General features: G+C 68.4%; 27 protein-coding genes. 15 read left to right on the top strand and 12 right to left on the bottom strand.

What is annotated here, in order from left to right:
- From BLT28_RS05165 to BLT28_RS05155, 3 genes are read right to left on the bottom strand one after another with little or no spacing between them, the layout of a single operon-like run.
- Complete coding sequence (locus BLT28_RS05165; protein WP_030432177.1) at positions 1-957, bottom strand: LysR family transcriptional regulator; 957 nt, start codon at positions 955-957, stop codon at positions 1-3.
- A gap of 16 nt (positions 958-973) precedes the next feature.
- Positions 974-2,281 carry a purine-cytosine permease family protein gene (locus BLT28_RS05160; RefSeq protein ID WP_043813280.1) on the bottom strand — a complete coding sequence of 436 codons (1,308 nt, stop codon included), beginning with the start codon at positions 2,279-2,281 and terminating at the stop codon, positions 974-976.
- Complete coding sequence (locus BLT28_RS05155; RefSeq protein ID WP_030432179.1) at positions 2,275-2,958, bottom strand: tRNA-dependent cyclodipeptide synthase; 684 nt, start codon at positions 2,956-2,958, stop codon at positions 2,275-2,277. Before BLT28_RS05155 ends, BLT28_RS05160 begins: the two co-directional genes overlap by 7 nt.
- 236 nt (positions 2,959-3,194) lie before the next feature.
- On the opposite strand from BLT28_RS05155, the gene BLT28_RS05150 reads away from it, so the two are divergent.
- The 5 genes from BLT28_RS05150 (at position 3,195) to BLT28_RS42790 (ending at position 7,166) form a co-directional block, all read left to right on the top strand.
- Positions 3,195-4,133 (top strand): LysR family transcriptional regulator, encoded by a 939-nt coding sequence (locus tag BLT28_RS05150; protein ID WP_030432180.1) that lies wholly within the window; start codon positions 3,195-3,197, stop codon positions 4,131-4,133.
- Between the two features lie 89 nt (positions 4,134-4,222).
- On the top strand, positions 4,223-4,600 hold the full coding sequence (locus BLT28_RS05145; protein WP_030432181.1) for a rhodanese-like domain-containing protein: 378 nt from the start codon (positions 4,223-4,225) through the stop codon (positions 4,598-4,600).
- Between the two features lie 45 nt (positions 4,601-4,645).
- Positions 4,646-5,101, top strand: a complete 456-nt coding sequence (locus tag BLT28_RS05140) for a thioredoxin family protein (protein WP_030432182.1) — start codon at positions 4,646-4,648, stop codon at positions 5,099-5,101.
- Positions 5,102-5,160: 59 nt separating this feature from the next.
- Positions 5,161-6,378 carry an MFS transporter gene (locus tag BLT28_RS05135; protein ID WP_081900633.1) on the top strand — a complete coding sequence of 406 codons (1,218 nt, stop codon included), beginning with the start codon at positions 5,161-5,163 and terminating at the stop codon, positions 6,376-6,378.
- A 77-nt stretch (positions 6,379-6,455) separates the two neighbouring features.
- Positions 6,456-7,166 (top strand): GP88 family protein, encoded by a 711-nt coding sequence (locus BLT28_RS42790; protein ID WP_162184906.1) that lies wholly within the window; start codon positions 6,456-6,458, stop codon positions 7,164-7,166.
- A gap of 360 nt (positions 7,167-7,526) precedes the next feature.
- Here BLT28_RS42790 and BLT28_RS05130 read toward each other — a convergent pair whose 3' ends face one another.
- The 4 genes from BLT28_RS05130 to BLT28_RS05115 form a co-directional block, all read right to left on the bottom strand.
- Positions 7,527-7,898: a hypothetical protein gene (locus BLT28_RS05130; protein WP_030432184.1), complete on the bottom strand. Its 372-nt coding sequence runs from the start codon at positions 7,896-7,898 to the stop codon at positions 7,527-7,529.
- Between the two features lie 509 nt (positions 7,899-8,407).
- Positions 8,408-8,614: a hypothetical protein gene (locus BLT28_RS05125; protein ID WP_030432185.1), complete on the bottom strand. Its 207-nt coding sequence runs from the start codon at positions 8,612-8,614 to the stop codon at positions 8,408-8,410.
- Between the two features lie 675 nt (positions 8,615-9,289).
- A complete protein-coding gene (locus tag BLT28_RS41705) occupies positions 9,290-9,514 on the bottom strand; it encodes an NADH-quinone oxidoreductase subunit B family protein (RefSeq protein WP_231950628.1) in 225 nt (74 codons plus the stop codon).
- 329 nt (positions 9,515-9,843) lie between these two features.
- Entirely contained in the window at positions 9,844-10,230 is a 387-nt protein-coding gene (locus tag BLT28_RS05115; protein WP_030432187.1) for an ArsR/SmtB family transcription factor, read from the bottom strand.
- 863 nt (positions 10,231-11,093) lie between these two features.
- Here BLT28_RS05115 and BLT28_RS42410 point away from each other — a divergent pair.
- The gene (locus tag BLT28_RS42410; RefSeq protein WP_269459634.1) at positions 11,094-11,222 is read left to right on the top strand and encodes a hypothetical protein; all 129 of its coding nucleotides are present in this window, start codon (positions 11,094-11,096) and stop codon (positions 11,220-11,222) included.
- A gap of 77 nt (positions 11,223-11,299) precedes the next feature.
- Here BLT28_RS42410 and BLT28_RS05110 read toward each other — a convergent pair whose 3' ends face one another.
- Positions 11,300-11,932: a TetR/AcrR family transcriptional regulator gene (locus BLT28_RS05110; RefSeq protein ID WP_030432188.1), complete on the bottom strand. Its 633-nt coding sequence runs from the start codon at positions 11,930-11,932 to the stop codon at positions 11,300-11,302.
- Between the two features lie 112 nt (positions 11,933-12,044).
- Between BLT28_RS05110 and BLT28_RS05105 the strand changes: the two genes are divergently transcribed.
- Positions 12,045-12,605 (top strand): hypothetical protein, encoded by a 561-nt coding sequence (locus BLT28_RS05105; RefSeq protein WP_030432189.1) that lies wholly within the window; start codon positions 12,045-12,047, stop codon positions 12,603-12,605.
- 525 nt (positions 12,606-13,130) lie between these two features.
- On the opposite strand, the gene BLT28_RS05095 is transcribed toward BLT28_RS05105, so the two are convergent.
- Positions 13,131-15,458 (bottom strand): ATP-binding protein, encoded by a 2,328-nt coding sequence (locus BLT28_RS05095; protein WP_231950626.1) that lies wholly within the window; start codon positions 15,456-15,458, stop codon positions 13,131-13,133.
- A 667-nt stretch (positions 15,459-16,125) separates the two neighbouring features.
- Between BLT28_RS05095 and BLT28_RS05090 the strand changes: the two genes are divergently transcribed.
- On the top strand, positions 16,126-16,701 hold the full coding sequence (locus tag BLT28_RS05090; protein WP_030432192.1) for a suppressor of fused domain protein: 576 nt from the start codon (positions 16,126-16,128) through the stop codon (positions 16,699-16,701).
- Positions 16,702-16,856: 155 nt separating this feature from the next.
- Here BLT28_RS05090 and BLT28_RS05085 read toward each other — a convergent pair whose 3' ends face one another.
- The 3 genes from BLT28_RS05085 to BLT28_RS05070 all read right to left on the bottom strand — a co-directional run bounded on the left by BLT28_RS05085 (position 16,857) and on the right by BLT28_RS05070 (position 18,579).
- Positions 16,857-17,297: a cytochrome P450 family protein gene (locus tag BLT28_RS05085; RefSeq protein ID WP_030432193.1), complete on the bottom strand. Its 441-nt coding sequence runs from the start codon at positions 17,295-17,297 to the stop codon at positions 16,857-16,859.
- Positions 17,298-17,429: 132 nt separating this feature from the next.
- Positions 17,430-17,801 carry a hypothetical protein gene (locus BLT28_RS05080; RefSeq protein WP_030432194.1) on the bottom strand — a complete coding sequence of 124 codons (372 nt, stop codon included), beginning with the start codon at positions 17,799-17,801 and terminating at the stop codon, positions 17,430-17,432.
- Between the two features lie 409 nt (positions 17,802-18,210).
- Complete coding sequence (locus BLT28_RS05070) at positions 18,211-18,579, bottom strand: peptidase inhibitor family I36 protein (protein WP_030432196.1); 369 nt, start codon at positions 18,577-18,579, stop codon at positions 18,211-18,213.
- Between the two features lie 692 nt (positions 18,580-19,271).
- Here BLT28_RS05070 and BLT28_RS39795 point away from each other — a divergent pair.
- The 7 genes from BLT28_RS39795 to BLT28_RS05045 all read left to right on the top strand — a co-directional run bounded on the left by BLT28_RS39795 (position 19,272) and on the right by BLT28_RS05045 (position 23,129).
- Positions 19,272-19,427 carry a hypothetical protein gene (locus tag BLT28_RS39795; RefSeq protein WP_156051460.1) on the top strand — a complete coding sequence of 52 codons (156 nt, stop codon included), beginning with the start codon at positions 19,272-19,274 and terminating at the stop codon, positions 19,425-19,427.
- Between the two features lie 58 nt (positions 19,428-19,485).
- Positions 19,486-19,656, top strand: a complete 171-nt coding sequence (locus BLT28_RS39790) for a hypothetical protein (protein WP_156051462.1) — start codon at positions 19,486-19,488, stop codon at positions 19,654-19,656.
- 183 nt (positions 19,657-19,839) lie between these two features.
- A complete protein-coding gene (locus BLT28_RS05060; RefSeq protein ID WP_030432197.1) occupies positions 19,840-20,373 on the top strand; it encodes a hypothetical protein in 534 nt (177 codons plus the stop codon).
- A 78-nt stretch (positions 20,374-20,451) separates the two neighbouring features.
- Positions 20,452-20,580 carry a hypothetical protein gene (locus BLT28_RS42405; RefSeq protein ID WP_269459633.1) on the top strand — a complete coding sequence of 43 codons (129 nt, stop codon included), beginning with the start codon at positions 20,452-20,454 and terminating at the stop codon, positions 20,578-20,580.
- A 52-nt stretch (positions 20,581-20,632) separates the two neighbouring features.
- Positions 20,633-21,799 carry a YcaO-like family protein gene (locus BLT28_RS05055; protein ID WP_030432198.1) on the top strand — a complete coding sequence of 389 codons (1,167 nt, stop codon included), beginning with the start codon at positions 20,633-20,635 and terminating at the stop codon, positions 21,797-21,799.
- A complete protein-coding gene (locus tag BLT28_RS05050) occupies positions 21,796-22,410 on the top strand; it encodes a TfuA-like protein (protein WP_081900637.1) in 615 nt (204 codons plus the stop codon). Before BLT28_RS05055 ends, BLT28_RS05050 begins: the two co-directional genes overlap by 4 nt.
- Positions 22,401-23,129, top strand: coding sequence for a methyltransferase domain-containing protein (locus BLT28_RS05045; RefSeq protein WP_052407875.1), 729 nt, complete (start codon positions 22,401-22,403; stop codon positions 23,127-23,129). The genes BLT28_RS05050 and BLT28_RS05045 overlap by 10 nt, the downstream gene beginning before the upstream one ends.
- Positions 23,130-23,229 lie beyond the last annotated feature (100 nt).

The raw sequence follows: 23,229 nt of genomic DNA, 5'->3' as shown, positions 1-23,229 counted from the left end.
TCAGCCCGCTTCCGACGAACGCGCGACGTACCGCGAGAACACCGGCGACGCGCGGCACTCGGCCCAGTAGGCCGCGGTGACGTCGGCGAACACCTCGCGCGCGTGCGCCGCGGCGACGCCCTCCCGGTGCCACAGCAGGAGGAACCGGCGGGCCAGCACCTCATCGGCGAGCAGCCGCACCGCCACCTGCTGGTGCCCCTCGCAAGCGGCTTGGGACAGGCCGACCGTGCCGCTGCGCACCGCCGCAACAGTCGTCGAGTAGTTGTCCGCGATGTGCCGGACGCGCGGGTCGAACCCGGCGGCACGGCACGTGTGGTGGAAGTACTCGTGGAACCGGGACGAGTCCGGCACGGGCAGCACCCATTCGTCGTCGGCGAGCTGCTCGAGCCGCACGACCTTCTGCCGTGCCAACGGATGGTCCTCGGGCAGCACCACCATCGTCGGGTCCACCGCGATCACCGCGGCCTCCACCGACGAGGGCACCGCCGCCTCGAACCCCGGGTACTCCTTGATCAGCCCCAGCTCCAGCCTTCGCTGCGCGACCAGGTCCGTCACCAGGTCCGGGCAATCGCTGTCGAACAGCGAAGCGCCGTCCCCGGACGGGAGCCGGTTGGCCACGATGCCGGGCAGGTGCCCGAGGATCGGCGAGCAGACCCCACCCACCCGCATCGTGGAGCCGTTCGGGCGCGTGCGTGTTTCGATGTCGCGCACCAGGCCTTCCATCAGCGGCAGCACCGCCGCGATCCGGTTGAGCAGCAGCTCGCCGGTCGGCGTGGGGGTCACCGCCGCGGTGGCCCGTCCCCGTTCGAACAGCCGCTGGCCTAGTGCGTTCTCCAGGCGTTTCAACTTCCCGCTCACCGCGGGCTGGGTGATGCCGAGCGCCACCGCCGCCTCCGACAGGCTGTGGGTCTCCCCGATCGCCCGCACGAGGCGGAGGTGATGGACATCGAGTTCCATGCCGTCACACCCCGTTTCACCGGTGGGTGTCGACCCGGGACCTCGGCGGCGGTCGCATGATCCCGACTGTCCTGCCGATCGCAGAATACAGGGCGAAGGCGGTCACCACGGAGTTGATGGTGGGGATGCCGCCCGGCACGAACGCGCCCACCGCAGCGCCCGCGGCCCAGCACAGCAAGGACGCGGGCACCCAGTTCGGCGGGGCCTCAGGCAGTTCCCCGACCGCCCGCGACGCGTCGAGCGCGGCGCGCCAGGTGCGGACCACGAAGTACTCGGCGATGACAATGCCCGCGACGGGCGGGGTGATCACGCCGATCCACGTCAGGAACGTCGTGAAGTGGTCGAGGATGCCCAGCGCGGACAGCAGGGTGCCCAGGGCACCGAGGAGCAGGGTCGCGGTGGGGCGCGACATCTTGCGACCGGCGAGCACGTCGACCGTGTTGACCAGGCCCAGCGATGCGGAGTAGAGGTTCCAGTCGTTGATCTTCATGATCGCGGTGACCAGGACCAGCGTGCCGAGCACACCGGAGGTCGAGGTGATCACGGCGACGATGTCGGCGCTGCGCGCGGCGTGGGCCAGCAGCACGCCGGTCAGCCCGATCACGTACTCGCCGAGGGTGACGCTGATCAGCGTTTGCTTGACGACGTCGCTGACGCGGCGGTTGAAGCGGGTCATGTCCGGTGTCATGACCGCGCCCATGATGAACGCCCCCGCCACCAGGGTGGTGCCCTGCGCGAGGGACAGCGCCGGGCCGGGCGGGGACATGGACACCAGCTCGCCCAGGTCGTGGCGGCGCAGCTCCTGGGTGACGGTGTACCCGGCCAGCAGCAGGAACGCGGGCACCGTCAGGTAGGCGGTCCACGCCATCGTGTGGAAGCCCGCGACGACGATGACGGTCACCGCGACGCCGCCGAACACGGCCCACACCCACACCGGGGGTCCTCCCATCAGGGCGTGCAGGCCGTGCGCGAAGACGTCGTTCTGCACGCCGAACCACCCGGCGAGGCTGAGCGTGACCAGCAGGCCGACCAGCGCGGACCCGCGCCCGCCGAAGCCCGCCCAGCGCGCCAGCACCGACGTGGAGACGCCCTCCCTCATCCCGGCCACGCCCATCAGCACGGTGACGACCTCCAGCATCACCGCGCCCAGCGTGATCGCCAGGACGGCGTCCCAGAAGGTCATGCCGAACCCGAGCACGGCGCCCAGCAGGAACTGGTGGAACGAGGACACCTGCCCGAACCGCTGCACCGCCACCGAAACCCAGGAGCAGCGCGCGGATTCGGGCAGGCGGCGCAGCGAGTAGTCGTCGTGCACGGTCAGCACTCCCCGTCTTCTTCGGCCCGCAGCAGCACGAAGCCCTGCCGCGGGTGCGGGCGCCACGGCAGCTCGCGGCTGTACAGCAGTTCCAGGAATTTGACCCGCTGGTGGTAGGCGAACACCGAGCTCTCCACCCCGGTGATGGCGGGGGTGTCGACGAACAGCGGGAGTTCGGCCAGGAAGTAGCGGACGGCGCACCGGAGTTGCTCGTCCGTCGGCACCTGGCCTTCCGGCAGCCTGCGGTCCAGCACCCACCGGGTGGCGTCCAGGCAGTGGGCGGTGAACACCTCGTCGGCGGTGAACAGGTCGTGCGCGTACGCCAGGAGCCTTTGGTAGCAGGCGTTCTCGGCGAGGGTGGCGCCGTCGAGCACGTGCTCCTCCGGGTTGGTGGCCCCGAGGCCCCACAGCGCCCGGCACACCTTGTTGACCACGTACTGCCCTTGCCGGCGGGCCTTGAGCCGGGCGCGGTCGGGCTCGTAGCCCAACGCCTCCAACGTGTAGGCCGCGGCGCGGTCGGGGATGAAGAAGTGGTAGTCCTCGAATTCGCTCATCGCCCAACGCGCCGCGTCGGTGATGCGCTCGACCGAGAAATAGCTGTTGAACGGGCTTACACCGACGCACACGTGCTGTCCGCTTCGCAACGGGGCAGCGCAGTGCTCGGTCAGCGGGGTAGGCAGCAACACCGTCGGCTCCGAGAAGAAATCCGCAGGGAAGCGGGGAAATGCAGGGGATCACCCGCGTTCGACCACTATGCGGACCACGCCGAGAGGGTGGTACTGCCGAAACGTCATGCCGCGGTCTTATGGTTCGCCGGCTGCTGAGCCGAGGGGCTTGGTGCGTGCACCCGCCCGTCCGACAAGGGTCGGGGTAATCGGGCGATTGTGGTGACAGCGCGGCGGCGGAAGAGCGTAATGGGACGATGGAACTTCAGGTTCGGCATCTCCGGGTGCTCCTCGCCATCGCACGGGCGGGCAGCCTCAACCGCGCGGCAGGCGAGCTGCGCCTGCCGCAACCGGCGCTGAGCCACCAGTTGCGGCGCATCGAGCAGCTGGTCGGCGACCGGCTGTTCGACCGCGACCCGCGCGGCGTGCGGCCCACGCGCATCGGTGCTCTGGTGTTGTCCCGCGCCGAGGCGATCATCCCGGCGTTCGACGAACTGGATCGCGATTTCCGCCGCCACCAGGAGTCCGAGGGCGGCGTGCGGGTCGGCTGGAACGACAGCGCACTGGCGCCGGAGGTGTTCCGGTGCGTGCAGGAACTCGTGCCCGACCGCGAGCTGACGACCAGGGCGGACATGTCGCACACCCGCCTGGTGCAGCAGGTCGTCAACCGGTGCGTGGACCTGGCGCTGGTGTTGATCTGCGGTCGGCGGACGCTGGCCGTGCCCGGCGACCTCCACATGGCGCACGTGGTGACCGAGCCCGCGTTCGTGGCGCTGCCGTCTGGGCACCGGCTCGCCGGCGCGGCGACCGTCGACCTCGCCGACCTGGCCGAGGAGCGGTGGATCGTGTCCAGCTGCGGCGACGGCTGCCGCATCGTGTTCCGGGAGATGTGCCTGGAGCACGGTTTCCGGCCCCGAATCGCGCACGACGTGGACACGCTGCGGTTCCGGCTGGTGGCCGGCGGGCACGGTGTCTGCCTGGTGCAGCCGACGACGCCGGACACGCCCGGCATGGTGATCCGGCCGCTGGCCGGGACGCCGATGACCGTGCAGCACATCCTGTTGTGGCGCACCGACCACCCGCTCGCCGACCGGTTCGGGGAACTGCACGCCGCAGCTGTGCGCGCATACCAACGGCTGGCCGAGGACAACGCGGTGTACCGGCGGTGGCTGGCGGCGGATAACCGCGTGGCATAGCCCACCGGCAGTGGGCGGCGCTCCCCCGCGGTGGACACACTCTGTTCACCGCCCCGTGACGCGCCGCCCCCGTCGGAAAGGGAACAGCCATGCTGCCGCTGATCACGCGCGAGGAACTGAAGAAAGGCATCGACGCGGGCACCCTCGTGGTGGTCGACACCATGCCCGAGGCGTACTACGAGAAGGAACACCTGCCCGACGCGGTGAACATCCCCGGCTTTCCGTACGCGCAGGCAACCGAGTTCACGGACCGGTACGCACCCTCGGTGCTGCCGGACACGTCCGCCGACATCGTCGTGTACTGCGCCAACGTGCCGTGCCGAAACAGCGAGTTCGTGGGCGCACGGCTCGTCGAGCTCGGCTACGCGAACGTGCGGAAGTACCGCGAAGGCATTGAGGACTGGGTGGCCGCTGGCCTGCCCACGTCCACGAAGACCGCCGACCGTCAAACGTCCACGTCGGACTGAGTTTTCCTCCGCCCTGTTCAATCCCTGCCGATGAGGAGATCCTCCATGTCCCTGCTAGGAAGACTGCTGCGCGCCGGTGTGGCCGCCGTCGCGATCGTCGCGGCCACGTTCGCGGCGGTGGCACCCGCTACCGCCGCGCCGGCCGAAACCGCCCTGGCCAACGAGAACGTCGTCCAGGTCACCTCGGCCAACCACGCCCAGATCCTCGAGATCTCGAAGACGAAGCTCGTGATCCTGGACTTCGGCGCCGAGTGGTGCGGCCCGTGCCGGCAGATGAAGCCGGTGATCGAGCGGCTCGCGGCCGAGTACAACGGCCGATTCCTGCTCGGTGTCGTCAACGTGGACGTCAGCCGCGATCTCTCGTCCAAGTACCGCATCCAGTACCTGCCCACGCTGGTCCCCGTCCGGCACGGCGCGGAGCTGCCCAACTCCCGCCACATCGGGTACCGCGGTGAAACCGCGTTGCGGACCTGGATCGACGCCCAGCTCGCCAAGGGCTGACCGGTGCGGCCGGCGTCCCGCTCGGGGCGCCGGCCGTCCTCCGGTCGGGAAGGATTCCCGTGCTCCCCCTGCGGTCCCTGCTCCCGCTGTCCATCGTCGTCCTGCTCGGCTGCCTCACCGAGGTGCTTCCCGCCGGGCTGCTGCTCGGCATGTCCGCCGACTTCGACGTCTCCCCGGCCACCGCCGGACACCTGGTCACCGGCTACGCCATCACGACGGCGCTGACCGCGATCCCGTTGACGGCGCTGATCTCCCGCCTGCCGCGCAAGGCGGTGCTGCTCGCCCTCGTGCTGGGTTTCGCGGTGACGAACTTCGTCATCGCGGTGTCCCCGTGGTACTCGGTCGTGCTGGTCGCGCGGATCGCCTCCGGCGCGATCACCGGGGTGATGTGGTCGCTGGTCGCCGTGTACGCCATGCGGATCGCGCCGCCCGCCCTGTCCGGCCGCGCGCTGGCAGTGGTCATGGCGGGCACGCCGCTCGGGTTCGCCGTGGGGGTGCCCGCGGGCACCGCGCTCGGCGACCTCGTCGGGTGGCGGTGGTCTTTCGCGCTCATGGGCGCGGTGGCCGTCCCGCTGTTTGCGTGGGTGGCGGCCGTGGTTCCCCCCGTCGCCCCGGAACCGGCCGCCCGACGCCTGGGCGTCCGCGCGGCGCTCACCGTGCCGCGCATGGGCGCGGTGTTGGCGATGGTGCTCGGTTTCTCCCTGGCGCACAACACCGTATACACGTACCTGGGACCGGTGTTGGCCGGGTTCGGACGGCAGTCCCTGCTCAGCACGGCACTCCTGGTGTTCGGCGGCGCCGCCGTGGCGGGCATCCTCGTCGTTGGTGGCGCGCTCGACCGGTTCCCCCGCGGCGTGCCGGCGCTGTGCGCGGTGACCGCCGCGGTGGCGGTGGCCCTGGTGCAGGTGTCGGATGGCGAGCCGTCCCGGCTGCTGCCCGCGATGGCCTTGTGGGGCTTGGCTTTCGGTGGTGCTCCGACGGCTTTTCAGGCGGTCACCGCGATGATCGCCGGACGCACCGCGGACGCCGCCCAGTCGTTGACCATCGCGTCCTGGAACGGGGCGGTGGCCGGTGGAGCGGCCCTCGGCGGCCTGGTCCTGGACACCGTTCCCGGTGCGCTGGTGTGGACGTCGGCCGCTCTCATGGCGCTGCCGCTGCTCTCAGCGGTGCGCCTGGGTGTCGGGCGCGAACGGTTGCTGTCCGCGCCGCACCCCGATCCAGTGGGTTCGCCCTCGTCAGGTGATGTCCCCCAAGGAGATCCGACGCACCCGCGGTGATCGGCTGCCGGATCGGTCCCCCCACCGCCGCCGAGGGCGTTGGTCAGAGAGCAGCTGGAGGCTTCGATGCGCAGGGCATGCCGGCCGTCCTCGCCGCGCACCAACGCAACCTCGCCCTGGTCCTCGACGATCTCCCCCTCTGGGAAGCGCAGATGCACGACGCGCTTGCGGCACAACGCTTTCGTCGAGCCTTCGTCCGGATGCACGACACAGGCGACTTCTTCTCCGCCGTCTACCTCGACAGCTGGCAGCGCATCATGCGCGCAACCCCCGGCACACGGTTCTACTGCTACACCAAGGAAATGGAGTGCACGACCACCTGCTCAGAGAACCCGACCGCGTGGCCGATGTGTTTCCGACGACGAAGCGATCACCACCGCAGGATGGGTATCGCAGTACCGATCGACCTCGACGCCATCACCGGTCCACGGCGCATCGGCATTCCCACCAACAACATCCCGCACCCCGCCAGGGGTAACGGCGAATCGGGGACATCCCACTCGACGAAGACGCCGTACCGCTGCCGCCGGAGGAGATCACCACGATCATCACCACCGGAGTCAAGGCCTTCCTCCGCAGTTACGGGACCGCCGGGACAACCTCGTGATCGACGCTTCCGCAGGAGGCACAACGACCACGCGACGATGGACCCGTATGTCCACTGTGGACTAGCAGGCGCGTCGCCGACCGACTCGTCGAGGTCGCCGCATGCCGCCACCCCGTCATCTCGACGCACCGCCGGTGAGTCCTGCCTCCCCGGCACGTCACCAGAACCCGCCGCTGCTTGACATCCATGACTGATCGGAGGTCTGTAGCACAGACTCGCTCACGGAGTCGGTACCTACCTGCGCCAAGCAGGTGCACGTAAAAGGGTTGTACACCTAGTGCGACAGCCGGTGCGAGTCCGATCCGGGTAGCTGCCAGGGGCCCAGTAGCAGGCTGGCGGCGTGGTCTGGAAACGGGTCGGGTCGGCGCCCGGCGTCGAAAGCCCTTGCGGGGAAGCCGATCAGTCAGGCCGTGTGCGGCAAGTGGTTGAGCTGAGGAGGCCGCCGCGGCGGGGATGTGGAGAGCATCCCGCATCCCCGCCACGCAGCGCTCAGTCGACCGGCTGTCGGCCGTTCCGGACTTGGCCGCAGCGTTCAAGCCACTTATACGAGCAGGCTGGATTCGATGCGCTTGAGTTGGTGTCGAGCCAATGCGAGGTTCGCCAGATCTCTTTCGAGCACCAGGTACAGGAACAGCGAACTTCTGGACTTCGCCGTGTTCATCAATCGGATCAGGTGGTATTGGCGGTGCAGTGTGATCAGAATATCTTCGATGTCGTCATTGAGTGCGAGCGTGGACATCACCCGAAGTTTCGATCGAACGATTTCGGTGTTGCCCGCCGCCGCTATCTCCATATTGAGCCAATCACCCCCACCGCTTGTGCCGAGCGACATTCCACTTTCATAGTCGACCAATGCCGCACCGACGGCACCGGCGATGGACATGGCTTCTTTTAACGCCGTATCGATGTTCACGAAATACCACTCCGTTGTGTTAACTGGTGATCGACAATGCGACTAATCGTCCCGCACCTCAATCGTGTGCGAGTACATTTCAGTGCAGACCATGCCAGCGACGACGAGCAACGACCGAGGCTGGACACGTGCTCTTCGGGGTTACGTTCTCGCATGCGCGCCCAATATTCACCGACTTGACAGACCGCGGCCACCACGTCATCGTTCACCCCATTCCGGATGAACAGGTGCATTGATTTCGTGCTGTTCACCAAGAAGTCCCGGAAGTCGTCCAGTGGACAGCGTGCCAGGAGGTCAGGATCGAGCCGAACCGCAGAATCACGGGCTGGGCCTCGTAGAGGAGACGTCCGATGTTCAGACGCTTGCCTCCCAGCATCGGCGCCGTTCGACTGACGGCGTACGCGGCCGTGTAGCCCCCACTGCTGAACACCACGGTCTGACTGACGGCGAGGGACCACCACCGCGCTGTTCGCGGCTCGATCAGACACGGACACGAGCAGGCTCCCCGGTCAGTCCGTGAGGTCCGCGGAGTCCAGCACGGCCGGATCCACCCAGCCGCGGGTGTCGACGCCGTGTCGTGCCGCCATCTCAAGCAGATCGCGGATGCGGGCGCCGTGCAGATGCACCTCGTAGTCGTGGCCAGCGTCCCGGGCCACGACCAGCGCCGCGAAGCGCTGCTCGACCTGGCTGCGCAGAGTCGTTCCGAACTCGCTCATCGTCCCCACTTCGCCGGGGTGCGGACAACGCCACCCGAAGCCTTGATCAATCCATCATCTGCGCAATTAAAGAATTTCGCAAGTGCCGGACAGTGCGAGGAGGAGCACAGGGTGCTCGAGGTGCCAGCCGTGCCAGCTACAGGTCCTCGCCCGCGTAGGTGAGGTTGAAGCTCGTGTCAGCCCGGGACGATGTGTTCGGCCAGCGCGACCAGGAGCGCGGGCCAGTGCAAGAAGCTCGGGTCCACGATCTTCACGCGGCCGGGCGGCCCCGCGCCGTCCAGTGACCGTGCCACCGGGACCACCCAGCCGCCAGTCGACGATCTCGACGAGGCTGGTGAACAGGCCGAGCGAATAGGTGATCTCCTCAACGCGGACCAGGAACCGGGACAGCACGTCGCCGTCGGTGTGCGTGTGCCCGACACCGGCGAACTCCTCGGACAGAAACGGCGGGTCGTGGCGCGCGTCGGTGGTCAAGGGCGATGACGACGATCTCGGCGACGTCGGCGCCGATCGCGGCGAGGTGGTCCCGGTGGGCAGGGCTGTGACGGCCACACCACCGGCGTGGACAGCGGCAAAACCCTTGCAGCGCAATCGAAAACGACTCACCCGCGATCGCGGCCACCATGCTCGACGCTCCCGCCACCACAGCGGCGGCGAAATGCCGTGCCGTGACGCTCATCGACCAGTCGGCTTCCGGACACTCTCGACGATCGCCTCCGGCCGTGGCGAGCACCCGGCGATCTCCACATCCACCAGCGCGATGTCCCGCACGGCCCCGGCCATCCCGTACGCGTCGGCGAACGCGGCACCACTACGAGCACAGTCCCCGACAGCCACCAGCTTCGGCCCCGGCGCCGCGTCGTAGGTCCGCCGCAACGGCTCGGCCTTGTTCTGCGTCACCGGCCGGATCATCACCAGCGCATCCGCGTGCCGGGCAAGGCAACCAATCGCGCCCGTACCGCTCGGCGTCATACGCGCCGAGCCGATCGCCACCTCACAGCGGTTGCATGAGCCCGCGTCCACATGCCGGATCTGCACCGACCCACCCAGCCGCGCCGCCTCTGGCGGCCCATCGGCCATCCGCGGCGGCGCAGGCTCGGCCACCCGCCCGGTCGCAGATCTGGCGCCACAAACCCCCGCACAGCCGCACTCCCGCATCGGTTTCTCGACAGACAGGGATGCGCATCCCCACCGGGCGACAGGCCAGGGGTCAGCGGGAGATGCGCGGCCTATCCACTCGGCGAGGCGGAACCAGGCGCGCTCGGGCCCGAGTTCACCGCCGTCGAGGACACCGGTGCCTGGAGATCCTCCAGCAGTTCGATCTGCCCGGACAGGACACCGGTCAGGATCTGCCGGGCGACCGCGAGCAACTCCGCCACGCACGGGCTGGTCAACGAGTAGACCACGGCCGAGCCTTCCCTGCGCGTGGCCACCAACCCCGCGCGGCGCAGCACCGTCAACTGCTGCGACAGGTTCGCCGCCTCGATGCCCACCTCTGGCAGCATTTCCGCGACCGCGTGGTCCCGCTGGCTCAGCAGCTCCAGCACCCGGATCCGCGCCGGATGGCCTAACGTCTTGAAGAACTCCGCCTTGTGCTGATACAGGGGCTTGCTCACCAGCACCCCTCCCCACACGCCCGCATCGGGCAGCCTGCGCCCGGCCCATCGCTCGTCGTCACACCCGCCAATCCTTCCCTGCCCGGACGAAGCGGCGAAGACGAGACACCCGGTCACACACTTTAGCAGTTGCCGACCTTGGCAAGTCCGCAAACGGTATACCGCAATGGTGCCAGATGAGCAAAACCAACCATGCCAGATGTGATGACCAGGCACGCGATCACCGTGGCGCACGACAGCCCGTTCACGAAACTCGTCAGACCATTCCCCCAGGTCGCCGCTTCCGAACACACGATGGCCGTCCGCGAAGACCGCGCCGGTCGAGTTCAGCGAACTGCTCGCTGTCGGGGATTCGACACGATGACACAGTGTCCAGGTGTCCTCAGCGGCAGCGAGCATGCGCAACAGAAAACCGGAGTAGCCGACATCCCTGATAGTCACCAGCCGAACAGCGCCCGACTACCCTTTTCAGAAGCCGAACACCCAAGATCACCAACAGCATCCGAAAAGTGGGCCAGATCCCGGTGCCCACGACGCCCCGTTGTCGTGATGATCGAGTGCCGACCAGCCGATGCCCTTGTCGTTACCCGCCGTGACCTGTGGCTTTCCGCGACCGTCGACAATGAACGGCTTCGCCGCCGAAGCGTTGATGCTCCGTGATGCGGCGAACGGTCGGCGAACTGGTTTCGACCGTCATGAGCATCGTGGTCGGCTTGAGCTTCTTGTTCGGCCTCGGCATCGTGTGGGCCTTTGCTACGCGTCACCATCCCGTCCGTCGGACTGCGCCCCGCCCGCGCAGCTGCTCACCAAGGACCTGATCCCGGGCACCGGCCCCCGCGATCAAGGTCGGCAACAAGCCGCAGATGCACCACGCGCTCCAAACCTGGTCGACCAAGAGCGAGAACCAGGCCTCCTTCGGCCGCGCGCCGTTCGAGACGCAGTTGGCGCAGGGCACGCTCATCGACGGCTGGCTCGAGGGCTTCCCGGCATGAAGGAGGGCGGCCGCCGCCTGCTCGTCGTCCCGCCCGCCAAGGGCGCCCGAGCTCGTGGACCGATGCTGCGTGTGTGCTCAGTGAAGGACGGTGAGCAGGCCCTCGACGCCGCGGCGGAAAGCGTCGCCGACGCTGTCGACGCCGTCGAGGTGGGCGCCGCTCATGGCGCCGTCGCGCATCATGACGAAGTGTCGGGCGGCGTGCTCTGGTTTGCCGCGCCGTGGTGAGTTCCCGAAGACCTGCGCGAAGAGCTCGGTGAGCGTGGTCGTGTACCAGGCTCGGTGCTCGAGGATCACCTGGCGCACCCGGTCGTCGGGGTCGGGGTACTCGGCGGCGGCCTTGAGGAACGCGCAGCCGCGGAACTCCGGCGAGGCCAGGCTGTCGGCGACGGCAGTCCCGATCGCGCGCAGGGCGTCGGCCGGGGACGCTGCGGCCTCGACGGCGGCCTGCACGCCGGCCCGCGTGTCGGTATCGACGCCGCGCAGGTAGGCGATCACGAGGTCTTCTTTCGAGGGGAAGTGCCGGTAGAACGTCGCCCGCGTGGTCGGGGCCTCGGCGAGGATCCGCTCGACCCCGACCGCCCGGATGCCTTCGCGGTAGAACAGCCCGCTGGCTGTGGACAGCAGCCGATCCCGCGCCTCGGACCGGACCGGCTCTCCCGACGGGCTGCCGTTCGGGCTGTCGTGGGCGGGGCGGGTCCGGGTGGCCATGACCTCATGGTAGCAGAAAGAACGATCGGTCTTGCAATCGCCGACGTGTCGTGCCACGCTACGCGGCGCAAGAGAGAACGGTCTTTCTACTGGAACAACCTGAGGAACTGCCATGACCACGACTACCGCCCCTGCCACCGCCGCGTCGTCGCTTCGCCGGCTCTACTTCGTTCGTTTCGGGTTCGCTCTGACCTGGGCTGTCGTGCTCTTCCCGACCGCGTCGAGCATCGGGCCGGTGAGCGCGGCCCTGCTCGTGATCTACCCGCTGTTCGACGTGGGCGCCGCCGTCGTCGATGCCCGCTCCTCCCGGGCGAGCCGGTCCGCCCCAGGCCTCTACGCCAACATCGCGATCAGTGTGATCGCCGCCGGCGGACTCGTCTTCGCGGTCACGTCCGGCATCCCGGCGGCCCTGCGGGTGTGGGGGGTCTGGGCCGTCGTAGCGGGCCTTGTCCAGTTGGTCGTCGCGCTGCGGCGACGCGCCCTCGGCGGCCAGTGGGCGATGATCGCCAGCGGCGCCATCTCCACACTCGCCGGGATCTCGTTCCTCCTGCAGGCCGCCGCCCCGGACGCCTCACTGCGCAACCTGGCCGGCTACGCCCTGCTCGGCGGCTTCTTCTTCCTCGTCTCCGCCTTGCGCCTCGGACGCAGCTCCGTCCGGAGCACCAGCAACTGACATAGCCGATCACACCAGCGTTCGACGTCATCGTCATCGCTACTCGGTGGTGAATGCTCCTACTGGGCCTGCATGCCCACCAAGGCGCTGCTGCGCAGCACGGCCGCGCGCGAAGCGGGGACCGGCACCGTGGACGCGTCGACGGGCCCCGCTCAGTCGAGGTGGTCGGCCACGACGCACGCTTCATTCGCGCCGGCGAGGAGGGGGCGTCGGGGTGAGATGTTGCTTGACAGGATGAGAAGTTCGAACAGCTCCGAGCAACACCGCTGCGAGCCACTCCTGGTTGCCGATAAGAACTCCTCATCGGCAACCAGGATGAGAAGCCCCGTCTCCGGGCTGGTCCCCACAGGAGGTAGTCGCCTTGCCGCGTGAGGGTGGCGCTGCCGGTGGTGAGGTCGACGCGGAACTGTCCTTCGACGAGAAGGTCGAGCGTTGTCGTTCGTCGTGCACCCAGTTCCACGAGACGTCGACCAGGAGGTTGCCGGAAGCCGGTTTCGTCGTGCGCGCCACCGGCTTGAGAGTGCGTTATCGGCGGCGGCCGCCGTCGGTGGGATCGTCGGAGTGGGCGGTGGCGCGTTGCTGGATGGCCCAGGCGGCGATGTGGCTGCGGTTGGTGAAGCCGAGTTTGGCGAGGATGTGTGCGATGTGGTTGTCGGCGGTGCGCTTGACGATGATCAGCCGGGTGGCGATTTGTTCGGTGGTCAGTCCGTCGGCGATGAGTTCGGCGACTTGGCGTTCGCGCTGGGTCAGTGGTGCCCAGGCGGTCGGGTGCCGGACAAGCGGTGGTTGTTCACCGAGGGCGTAGCCGATGGCGGTGTCGAGATCGAGGTCTGCTCCGGCGCCGAAGGCGGTTTGGTAGGCGGTGTCGCCGAGAGCGGCGCGGGCTTGCCGTTCGCAGTGCTGCCGGTCGGCGACCAGGTCGGGGGAGCCGCTCTGGGGAAGGCCGAAGGTGTGCCAGACCTGGTGGGCGACGCCGAGCAGCCGGGCGGCGCGGTCGGCCTGGCCCTGGGCCGCGGCGGCCGACGCGAGAAGGTCCAGGGTCAAGGCGAGCCCGAGGTTGTTGTCGCCCAGCGGGCGTTTGTACCGCAGCCCATCGCGGGCGCAGGCCACCGCCGCATCGAGATTGCCGCGCTTCATGTCCGCCAGGGCGTGCAGGTAGTCGAAGTTGGAGCGCATCCAGCGTTCGCCGTGTCGATCGCACTCGGCCCGGCCTTGCTCCGCCACGGCGATCGCACGGTCGACCTCGTTGGCCAGAGCCGAGGATATCGACTGCACCGCAAGGGCGAGGAGCAGTCCGATGCCGCTGTCGCCGCCGTTCCGGTGCAGGCTTTCGGCCTGCTCACCCCATGTCACAGCCTGCGTGAGGTCACCCCGAAGCAGCGCGGCTACCCCGGCGTTGTGGGCGATCCACCCGGCCGCGGCGATGTCACCGTGCCGTTCGGCGTGCGGTCGGCACTGGGTCAGTCTCGCCTCTGCCGCGGTGAGGTCGCCCTGAACCACCGCCAGCCAGGAGCACACCCACAGTGCGGTGGTCAGCGCGGGACTGGACGCCACCGGGGCTAGGTCCAGCAGACGGTCCAGATAGTGCCGCCCCTCTCGCACGGACCCACACGCGTACCAGTAGGACCGCAGCGTGCCGGCCAAGGCCAGCCCGGCCCGGTGTTCTGCCCGGTGGCTGAGGCAGAAGTCCATGGCGGCCCGTAGGTTGGCGTGCTCGCGTTTGAGCCGGTGGCGCCAGCTGACCTGGCGCGGGCCGCACCAGTTGGCCTCGAACTGCTTGGCCAGGCGTAGGTAGTGGTCACGGTGCCGCCGCAGCAGCACGGTTTCCTCATCGGCCTGCCGCAGTCGGTCGAGCCCGTAGGCGCGCAGCGTGTCCAGCAGACGGTAACGCGTTCCGCCGGAGTGGTCCTCGCGCAACAGGATGGACTTGTCCACCAAACCGGCCAGCAACCCGGCCACCTCACCGGCCGGGAGCCGTTCGTCGACACACACCTGTTCGACGGTGGGGAGGTCGAAGGCTCCGGCGAACACAGACACCCGCGCCCACATCATCTGCTCCATCGGCGCGCACAACTCGTGACTCCACCCGATCGCCGCCTGCAGCGTCGCATGTCGAGCCGGCTCACCCCGGCGCGCACCGGTCAACACCCTGAGTTCGCTGCCCAACCGATCCAGCAACTGCTCGACCGGCAGTGCCCGCGCCCGCACCGCCGCCAGCTCGATCGCCAGCGGAATCCCGTCCAGGCGATCGCACAGCCGTACGACCACGTCACGGTTGTGCTCGGTCAGCGCGAATTCCCCGCCGGCGGCCTGAGCCCGCTGCACGAACAACTCCACCCGGTCGGAGAATCCCGCGCCAGGCCGCCGCGCCGCCAACGGCAGCACCACGTACACCCGCTCCCCGGTCATCCCCAGAACCTGCCGGCTGGTCGCCAGCACCCGCACCTGTGGCGCCGCCCGCAACAGCCGGTCGATCAGGCTCGCGCACGCATCCACCAGATGCTCGCACGTGTCCAGCACCAGCAGCAGGCTCCGGGTCCGCAGAAACTCGGACAGCACCTGAACCATCGGCCGCAGCGTCGAATCCTTGATCCCCAACGCCTCGGCCACCGCATAGGCGAGTAGATCGGGGTCCTGCAGCGCGGACAGCTCCACCCACCGCACCCCGTCGGTGAAAGACCTGCGCACCTCCCTGGCCACGCGCAACGCCAGGCGAGTCTTCCCCACCCCACCGACCCCGGTGACCGTCACCAGATGCGAGGCCATCAGCAGTCGCTTCACCTCGCCGCGCTCCTGGCGCCGATCCACGAAACTGGACAGCTCCGCCGGAAGACCACCCACTTGCCTGGCCACGATTCCCTCACACCCCAGCACCAACACTGGACGAAAGCCGCGCCCCAAACAGGCTACGCACGCACCGACCGACCACATCTCAACTCACGGTTCCGGGGCAACCGCTCATCGCCAGCCCGGTCCGTGCAATGGCAGCTCACAATGAGCTACGAGTCCTTGGCTGGAAACCATGCCGCGCTACCGGTGATGGCACGGCGCGGGCATCCACGACCGCGAACTCCCCGAGCACGCGGAGAACTCGCCTGCAGGATGAGGCCGTCCCCGGACGGACTTGCCCCTGCGGAGGAACACCCCCGCGGATCCGATGATCCGTGGGGTAAGAGAGTGGTGGTCCAAGTCGTCGAGAAGCCCTTGGCGTCCAACAAAGTCAGCGGTGCTTGGTGGCAGTTTTTGCGGCGCGGGCAGGACGTGATGGGTGCTCGAAGGTCCACTCGGGGGTGGTCGGCGGCGGCGCGTCGTCGCGGGGCGGCCGAGTCCTCCAGTCCGGCCGACCTTCTCGACTCCGTCACCAGCAGTGGCCGCAGACCGGTGATCGTCGTGGACTCTCTCGACCACGCGCGTGACCTCGATGCCTCTGACGAGCCCGGACACCGATCGCACCACCCTTGTGTCGCCTCACCTCCCCCGCTCGCCGTGCTCCGGTCCACGTGTCTGAGAAGCTTGAGCGGTGAACAACGCCACGCAGGCGGCAGCCGAAGCGGTAGAAGCGCACGTCCGGGTCTTCTTCGAGGGGCACGACGTGGACGTGGTCGACTGCGATCTCGGGTCAAGGCAGGACGTGGTGCCGGCGCTGAGAGTGCTGGTCGTCGGGCCAGGACCGCGGGGCGGGGGCTGGGTCTACGTGACCGCCGGATGCTGGGCGCGGATGCAGGAGGACGGGTGCGGGGTGGAGTTCGTGATGACCTCGGCAGTTCGCCACCAGCGGTTCATCGACCTCATGGAGATGATCGCCTACTACCACTGCGGAGGGCATCAGCTCGACGTGGAGCACAGCCTGCCGATCGGTGAGCCGTGGGTGCCGGGCTCGGTCTGCGACCAGCTGTTGATCAGCCTGCCGTACCTGCACGGACCGGACCTCGAAGTCTGCCCGATGCCAGGGGGGCACGCGCGAATCCTATGGGCGCTGCCGGTGACCACGGCCGAGATCGAGTTCCGCAGGGAGCACGGGCACGAAGCCCTCGAACAGCGTTTCGACGACGCGGCGATCATCCCCACTGACCCGTTCCGCGCCTCGGTCGTCTGAGCCGTGCGGTAATGGGATCTCCTCGTTGTACTCGGGCAGCGCGGCACACCCGCCCTAACGACGCACCCCGCACTGTCCACATCCGCGAGGAGCACCTCCTCCGAGGTCTGCCCGGCCTGCTCGACGATCTTCGCGCGGGCGCGGGCCTACCTCGATCAGCGCTGAGTCAACACGAGTTCGAGCACGTCGATCCCCACGGGCGTGCGTTGGAGGGCGATCTGGTCGGCGGGCAGGTCCCACAGGCCGGGGAGCCACTCCGTCAGGGCGCTCGCCGCCAGGGTTAGTTCCGCGTGGGCGAGGTGCGCGCCGAGGCAGAAGTGCACGCCGTTGCCGAAGGACCGGTGCTTGTTCGGCGTGCGCCGCGCTTCGAAGCGGTGTCCTGCGATCGTCGTCGGCCGCGTCGTGAACCGATCCGTGCCGCCGACGGGCGGCAGGAAGCGCAGGACTTCCTCCACCGCGCGCGGGATGTCATCGCGTGTTTCTGGGAACTCCGCCAAGCACAGCACGGTGTTCACCAGCGGCGTCTTCGTCGTCTCATGCCCGTTGACCAGCTCCTCGTCCGTGAGCGCGTCGCCGTCCGGCTCGGCCGCGAGCACCGTGTCGATCGCGTCGCGTCGCTCATCCGCACGGCCATCGAGAAAAACAACGTTCGCATTCAGGTTCTCGTGGTCACGAAAAAGCCCAGGCCCGTTCGGAACGGGCCTGGGCTTGATGCTGGGCGCAGCCGTTCAGGCCTTGTCGAGGATCGCCAGCGGAGACCACGCGCCGCCTTCTTCGCGAATCCGGAAGCTGCGAATCTGGTTGTGCTCTCCCCACAGCGTGCGCCGAGCGCACCCGTTGAGGGCGGCATCGGAGAGATCGATGCGCGCGCCGCCGTACGTGTAGAACTCGGCGTAAACGGAATTTCCGTCCAGCTCCTCGTCGCACAGGCTGATAACCGATTTGTAATTTCCTGAAGGACGGGAATTCTCGGCGCCGGCGACGTCCCAGCCGTCGTAGATCCTGTCGTCGGTCGCGGCCATCGCCGGAAGTGCGCTCAAGAACATCGTGGACAGGGTGAGGAGTGCAACGGTGCCGACCTTGCCTCGCGTGCTGCGCATGACGACCTTTCATGATCGAAGAAGTTGATGGTGCTCGCGTGAAGGTAGGAAGACGCGTCGCGCTGGTCCAGCGTTTTCATCCTGTGCGCAAACGCGAGGGTCCACCTGGTCGCGGCTCGTTCCTCGGCGTCGCTCAGCCGATCGCCCCTCGAGGTACACCGTCAGGGAGCATCCGTCGCCGTCCTCGCGCACGGAGAAACTACGAATCTGCTTTCCGGGGCCTGCATGTGCCTTGAAGCGCACTTCGAGGAGAAGTCGTTTCTGAGGGTGATCGTCTGGCCGTCGAACATCGTGAAGTATCCCCGCACGTAGCTGTCGTCCGGCTCCTTGTCGCACACCAGAACGCTCGACTCATGGCCGTACTCGAAGCTGGACCGGAGGTAGCGGGAACCCCAGGTGCGGTCGTTCTTCACGGACAGCGGGCCGCGAAGCTCTCCGCCCTGTCGTTAGCGCCGAAGCGGCCCAAATGCGGTACCCACGTCTTCGAGGGGATGTCCCAGGACAAGCCACTGGCGTCGAGGTCCTTGTCGAAGAGGGTGATTGTGCAGTTGGTGAAATTCAGCAGGGAACTGATCTCGTTGTCCCCGTGCCACCAGTCGATCTCGTAGTAGGTGGTGCCGCTGGGAGGATTGACGAAGATGTAGCGGGTGCCAGAGTAGTTCTCGTGCTCCCACATGCAGACGTGGTCGTCCGGGCACCGCAGGTCCGCGTTGGCGGTCGGCGTCAGGACAACGGCGGCGGCGGTGGCGAGTGCTAGGGCGAGTGCGGTTCTGGACATGGTTCTCCTCATCGGGGAGCACTCAAAGTAGTGCTCCCCGCACCGTTGGTCGCCCTGATTCACCCCCCGACGAAAACGTGCGCCGCTCGCATTGCACTCAGCATTGCAGCACAAGGACATGTCGCGATGGTCGCGCGGGCCCGCGGCCGGGAGCCGGAGACCACCGACCTACTTGACGCGATCGCGCCGCGGGAACGCAACTGCTACGCCGCTACAACAGCAGTCACGTCCTCCGCCCCCATGGAGGAACTGAGTTCTAAGCCCCCGCTGGAAGTCCTCGACCTTCGACCGCACCGCATACCACCACCGCAACGTCGTCGAACGCTGCGTCAACCGGCGACGCAAACAGTTCCACGCCATCGCCACCCGCCACGACAAGACCGCTTTGTCCTATCGAGCCGTGACCGACCTGGCCACCCTCACCATCTGGCTTTGAGGACAGGCCCCAAGCACCCGCCTCACCCAGCGGGACCGGCCACCGCATGGTGCGCGCGACCCAGACCTTCTCCGGCCTCCAGCGGGATGCCGCACGCAGTACCCATGTGCGCGGTCGCGCGGTTGAGATCACGACGCCTACGCCGTCCGTGCGCTGGGTCAACCTTCGGTTGGCATTGCCCGGCGCTGTGAGATGTCAGGTTTCATCCGGGCGCGAAATGGCCGGTTGAACCAGAATCGTTCCCTAGGATCCCGTCGTGCGTACTCGTGGCCCGCGTCTTCCCATGGCCCTCGCGGTCCTCTTCTCGGTGCACTTCAACTACACGACGCAGATCGACGACTCGGCGACCGCGTGCGAGCAGACCACCAAGCTCGCCGCCGCCATCGCCGCGAAGTTGCCGCCGATCTCCTGAGGGCTCCACGCCTTCCGCGTGACCCGCCACAACCAGCGGGAGGAGGCCGAGGCTGCGCGTGCCGTGGTGGACGCGCTGCCGGTGCAGCATTCTCGCCGACGCCGGGCAGGCTCTGGACGACGCCGCGACGCAGCGGCAGGAGCACACCGCGGGCAGCTCGGACCCGGCCGCAGAGGGGGTGCACGACCTGCTGCACGCCGCGAAGGACGGCCTCTCCCGGCTACCCTGACGGTGCCGGAGGCGATCGCCGGGTGGATCGCGCAGCGGCTCGGTGTCGGCTCGACGGCTCCGGTGCGCGTGCCGCCCGCCGAGCAGGAACGGCTGGTGGAGCGGGGTCTGCCGCCCCGCCGACGCACAGCCCGATCGGCCGACGTTGAGTTGAAGCTGGCAGTCACACACCTGGGGAGCCGCCGTGTCGAGCCGCAGCCGCATCGCGCTGATCGTGGGAGCGGGGATCGCCGTGGCCACGACGGTGGTGCTACTGCGGAACGATCCGAAGCCGGAGCTGGACGAGGACTTGGTCCGCGAAGTAACCCCGGCGGTGCACTCGGCACTGCTCACCAACGGGAAGCTCACGTGGCCGACCAAGAGCGGCGGGCGGTGGTTCTGTGCGACGCGCGCTGTGGAGACGCGGCGCGACGGCGACATGGTGCGCGTCGGTGTGCTCGCGACCTGCATGGACTACACGCGGGTCGAGAGGTGTCTGGCGAGCAGCGCGGGCAGCAGCGGCGCGGTCGTGGTCACGCTCAGGGGAAACCAGGTGCTGAATGTGGAGGTTCCCGTGGACGGAGCCGGGAACGACGCGATGCTGCGGCGCATGTTCAGCGAAGCCGGGTACGCGGAGGTGCGCCGCTCTGTCGGCCGCGAGAGCCCGGACCCGGCCCCCAAGGCGAAAGCCGCGTTCGGGCTGCCCGCGGACGCCCCCAGCTGCCGGATTCAACAGTGAGTTGGTTTCCCTGCGAGAAAGCGTCCGGCGTGCTTACGGTCGCGCGGACACACCGAGACCAGAACGGGGGACGGTCGGATGGCGGCACAGCAGCCGGAAGGCTTCGCCTTGGACCAGGACACGACAGAGAAGTTCTGGGCCATGCTCGAAGAGGACGGCGTGACCCGCGCCGGGTTCGTCATGCACATGGGGATGAACGCGGAGTAGCGACGGTGGCGGGGCGCCGAGGGTGCCCTGCCGCACCTGCCCTGGGGGACTGATGCACCGCTTGACGTCGAGCCTGCGCTCGGCGCCGCTGGCGGAGACGGCGGCCCGGGCCGAAGCGGTCGCGGCGGAACTGGGGGTCACGAGGGTCACGGACACGACGTGGCTGGACAGCATCGGCATCCCGGTGTTCGCGAGCATCAGACCGTCGGCGGCACCCGGCTCGCTGTGCGTAACCGCGGGCAAGGGTGTGCGGACCGAGGAAGCCAGGGTCGGCGCGCTCATGGAGGCGATCGAGTTCGCACGGGCGGAGTACGGCGCCCGCACGGTCGAGGTCTTCGACTCGACGCCGCACGAGGTCGCGAGCCAGCCGGGCGCGGAGTTCGACTTCGTGGACCTGTGCCCGTTGCTGGGCAAGCCGGTCGACCCGCACGGGCGGTTGGTGTGCGTCATGGCGGAGGACGTGGTCGACGGCACGAGGATCGCGCTGCCCGCCGAACTGGTGTTCTCGCCCTACCAGGAGAACCCCGGGCAGCGATTGTTCGGCACCAGCACCAACGGCCTCAGCTCAGGTAACACCGTTGACGAAGCGACGGTGCACGGGCTGGCCGAGGTCATCGAGCGCGATGTCAACGCCTTCAACCACATCGCGGACCGCTCGCGACTGGTGGAGCTGGACAGCCCGCCGCCGGAGGTGGCCGAACTGGTCGCGAAGGTCGAAGCGGCGGGCCTGCGCGCAGTGCTGCGGTACACGCCGAACGAGTTCGGGCTGCCGTACGTGGCGGGTTTCCTCCTGGAGCCCGAGGACGACACGCCGATCGCGATCGCCCACGGCGCCGGGCTGCACCCCGTTCGCGACATCGCCGCGGTGCGCGGGCTGTGCGAGGCAGCCCAGTCCCGGCTGACCAGCATCCACGGCGGGCGTGACGACCTGCTCGCGCGAGGCCCCTACCGTCCGCGCGACGGCGAGGTGGCGGCGCTGCGAGCACGGGTCACCGACGCGACGGACCCGGTGCGGTACTCGGAGATCCCGACCCACTCCGTCGCAAGCATCGAGTCTGCGTTCGACTCGTTACTGAAGGCCTTACAGCGCAAGGTGTATCGAGTACTGTTGTCCACAGTGGACGAGCCGCTCGCCGTGGTCCGCGTCATCGTGCCCGGCCTGGAGTCGTTGACCCACGACCTGAACCGCGTCGGCCCACGCCTGGCAGCTCGCGCATGACGACCTACGCCTTTGTCGGACCAACCGCTTTCGGGCTGCCCCGGGTGTTTCCCGCTGATGTCGAAGTCCGCCCACCGGTGCGCCGTGGCGATGTCGAAGCTCTGGTCTCGACGGAGGAGCCGGGTACGCTGATCATCGTCGACGGGACGTTCCACAACTACCCGGCGGTAGGGCACGTGGAGCTGCGTACGGCCTTGGAACACGGTTGGCGCGTATGGGGATTGTCGTCGATGGGCGCGATCCGGGCCGCCGAGATGGAGGTGCTGGGCATGCGCGGCTACGGCGCCGTCTACCAACGGTTCGCCACGGACCCGTCGTTCTCCGACGACGAAGTCGCTCTGGTGCACGCCTCCGAGCCACCGTACCGGCCCGCGTCCGAGCCGATGGTGCACATCCGCTCGTTCCTGAATTCGCTCGTGCTGGAAGGAAACCTGTCGGAGCACCACGCACAGGAGGTGACCGCCTCGTTGAAGAACCGTTGGTACGGCGACCGAACTCACCAAGCGTTGGCGGAACTGCTGCCCCTGGACGAGGTGCTTCCGCGCCTGGCCGACCACCGGCTCAAGACCATCGACTTGCTCGACTTCACCGAGGAGCAGCCGTGGCGGTGATCCCGGCGCACGCGATCGAACTGCTCGACACCGCCCGCGAGCACTGGAGCCGCTCGGAGGCGAAGTCCTTGTCCGGCAAACCAATCCGCACACTCACCGCCAGCCCGCAGCGCACCGTCAACCCGTACTGGGACCTCGCGCTCACGCTTCCCCTGCACGAGCGCCGCCTGCCCGTTCCCGGCTCCGGGCTGCTCGTGGAAGCCCTGCCTCCACCGCACGGCCCGTTCGGCTGGTGGGTGCTGCAACGCCGCCTCGCGTGGGCGCTGCCGAGCCCCGGCGACCTCGACTGGGTGCTGGAGCAGCTCGCGGGGCGGCCGGTGCTCGACCTGGGGGCCGGGCTCGGGTACTGGGCCTGGCAGCTGGCCCAGCTCGGCGTGGACGTGCTCGCCACCGATGTCGCGCCCAGCGAAGCGTGGCTGGACGACGTCGAGCCGTTCCACCCCGTCGACCACCACCCTGCCGATCCCGCCGATCACCCCGAGCGCGCCCTGCTGCTCTCCTGGCCGCCTTCAGGCGGTCTCGCGGGCGAGGCCCTGCGCGCCTACACCGGGGACACGGTCATCTATCTGGGCGAACTGAACCCGGACATCTGCGGCGGGACCGACTTCTTCGCCGAGCTGGACCGGAACTGGACGCTGCTCGGCCACAGTCCGTGGCACGTCAACCTCTACGGGTGCCGGGGCGTCTTGCGCGCTTACAGAAGCCCGCCAGACGCCTGATCGTGGTGAGCGGGTAGCGCCTCGTACCGTCACTTGATACGTGCTCCGCGCAGGGGATGCCGGTCGAATCCCGACGCTGTCCCGCGACCGTAGGTGGTGC

Origin of the sequence: Allokutzneria albata (assembly GCF_900103775.1) — a bacterium.
GTDB classification, from domain to species: Bacteria; Actinomycetota; Actinomycetes; order Mycobacteriales; family Pseudonocardiaceae; genus Allokutzneria; species Allokutzneria albata.
The sequence above is the reverse complement of the archived record's forward strand: the minus strand, read 5'-3'. Positions and strand labels throughout refer to the sequence as shown.

What these genes read in the sequence shown, in the direction of transcription:
- BLT28_RS05050 (WP_081900637.1), top strand. Translation starts at nt 21,796, where the DNA reads ATGACGACCTACGCCTTTGTCGGACCAACCGCTTTCGGGCTGCCCCGG.
- BLT28_RS05105 (WP_030432189.1), top strand. Translation starts at nt 12,045, where the DNA reads ATGACCACGACTACCGCCCCTGCCACCGCCGCGTCGTCGCTTCGCCGG.
- BLT28_RS42405 (WP_269459633.1), top strand. Translation starts at nt 20,452, where the DNA reads ATGGCGGCACAGCAGCCGGAAGGCTTCGCCTTGGACCAGGACACGACA.
- BLT28_RS05080 (WP_030432194.1), bottom strand. Translation starts at nt 17,801, where the DNA reads ATGCGCAGCACGCGAGGCAAGGTCGGCACCGTTGCACTCCTCACCCTG.
- BLT28_RS05145 (WP_030432181.1), top strand. Translation starts at nt 4,223, where the DNA reads ATGCTGCCGCTGATCACGCGCGAGGAACTGAAGAAAGGCATCGACGCG.
- BLT28_RS05110 (WP_030432188.1), bottom strand. Translation starts at nt 11,932, where the DNA reads ATGGCCACCCGGACCCGCCCCGCCCACGACAGCCCGAACGGCAGCCCG.
- BLT28_RS05125 (WP_030432185.1), bottom strand. Translation starts at nt 8,614, where the DNA reads ATGAGCGAGTTCGGAACGACTCTGCGCAGCCAGGTCGAGCAGCGCTTC.
- BLT28_RS05140 (WP_030432182.1), top strand. Translation starts at nt 4,646, where the DNA reads ATGTCCCTGCTAGGAAGACTGCTGCGCGCCGGTGTGGCCGCCGTCGCG.
- BLT28_RS05165 (WP_030432177.1), bottom strand. Translation starts at nt 957, where the DNA reads ATGGAACTCGATGTCCATCACCTCCGCCTCGTGCGGGCGATCGGGGAG.
- BLT28_RS05055 (WP_030432198.1), top strand. Translation starts at nt 20,633, where the DNA reads ATGCACCGCTTGACGTCGAGCCTGCGCTCGGCGCCGCTGGCGGAGACG.
- BLT28_RS42410 (WP_269459634.1), top strand. Translation starts at nt 11,094, where the DNA reads ATGCACCACGCGCTCCAAACCTGGTCGACCAAGAGCGAGAACCAGGCC.
- BLT28_RS05070 (WP_030432196.1), bottom strand. Translation starts at nt 18,579, where the DNA reads ATGTCCAGAACCGCACTCGCCCTAGCACTCGCCACCGCCGCCGCCGTT.
- BLT28_RS42790 (WP_162184906.1), top strand. Translation starts at nt 6,456, where the DNA reads ATGCCGGCCGTCCTCGCCGCGCACCAACGCAACCTCGCCCTGGTCCTC.
- BLT28_RS05150 (WP_030432180.1), top strand. Translation starts at nt 3,195, where the DNA reads ATGGAACTTCAGGTTCGGCATCTCCGGGTGCTCCTCGCCATCGCACGG.